The 1,056-nt window shown below is 44.2% G+C and carries 1 protein-coding gene; it reads left to right on the plus strand.

The genetic code is table 11. The annotated features are described in order from the left end of the window. Positions 1-171 precede the first annotated feature (171 nt). Positions 172-1,044 carry a DMT family transporter gene (locus B7Y67_RS19180; RefSeq protein ID WP_293599997.1) on the plus strand — a complete coding sequence of 291 codons (873 nt, stop codon included), beginning with the start codon at positions 172-174 and terminating at the stop codon, positions 1,042-1,044. The last annotated feature ends 12 nt before the right edge of the window (positions 1,045-1,056 follow it).

A 1,056-nucleotide genomic window follows, 5' to 3' on the forward strand; every position in this document is an offset into this window, starting at 1 on the left:
GGGTTTATTGCCCGAAGGTAAGCTCGCTATCTTAGCTGCTAGCGGACTAGGATTTTCTTGGTCGGCTAGTGTTATTCGGTGCTAATTGATATATCACTTCATTATCAATATGAGATATTTTTCTTGAATGCTCATAATGCCCAACGTCTTTAAATATGGAACAATCTTCGGGTGAATAAAGAAACCAAGGGGATGCTTATTGGCTTTGTTGGGATACTGATTTTTAGCCTCACCTTGCCGGTCACGAAGATTGTTCTGGGTAGCTTTAATCCCCACTTCATTGCTTTTGGAAGAGCGCTTTTAGCAGGCCTATTCGCTTTAGTCTATCTCTTATATACAAAAGCGCCGCTTCCAGCTCAGTCTGACCTAGTGAAGTTGGCCGTCATTGCATTGGGGGTGATATTTGGCTTTCCCATTTTGACTACGATTGCGATGGAAGAGGGCTCATCAGCCCATGGTGCAGTGATTTTAGGAATGATGCCATTAGCCACCACTGTGATCGGTGTTATTCGCTTTAAGGAGCGTCCGTCTCTGGGATTTTGGTTGGTTTCCATTCTGGGCGCAGGGTTGGTCGTGGTTTATGCACTACTTAAAAACTCTGGTAGCTTCACCTATATTGATGGTCTCTTGGTATTGGGCGGTATTTGTGCCTGTGTTGGTTATGTTGAAGGTGGTGAGCTGTCGCGTAAGATGAGTCCACCACAAGTGATTTCTTGGGCCTTGCTTATTTCCTTGCCGGTAAATTTGGTAGCAACTTACTTCTCATTTAGCGCTGTTTATTGGAGTGCCGATCCTTTTATTTGGACGAGCTTTATTTATCTCGGCTTATTTCCGATGTATCTCGGTTTTTTCTTTTGGTATGGCGGCCTTGCTATTGGCGGCATTGCCAGAGTAAGTCAAGTACAGCTGATCCAACCTTTTTGTACGCTAATTGCAGCCAGTCTTATTCTGGGGGATAGGCTGACCTTAATGAATATGGTTTTTGCTTTTCTCGTGGTATCAACGGTAGTGTTGAGTAAAAAAATGCTTGTGAAGCGCCATTGATCGGCCTTGCTG

The sequence above is a fragment of the Polynucleobacter sp. 35-46-11 genome (assembly GCF_002281105.1).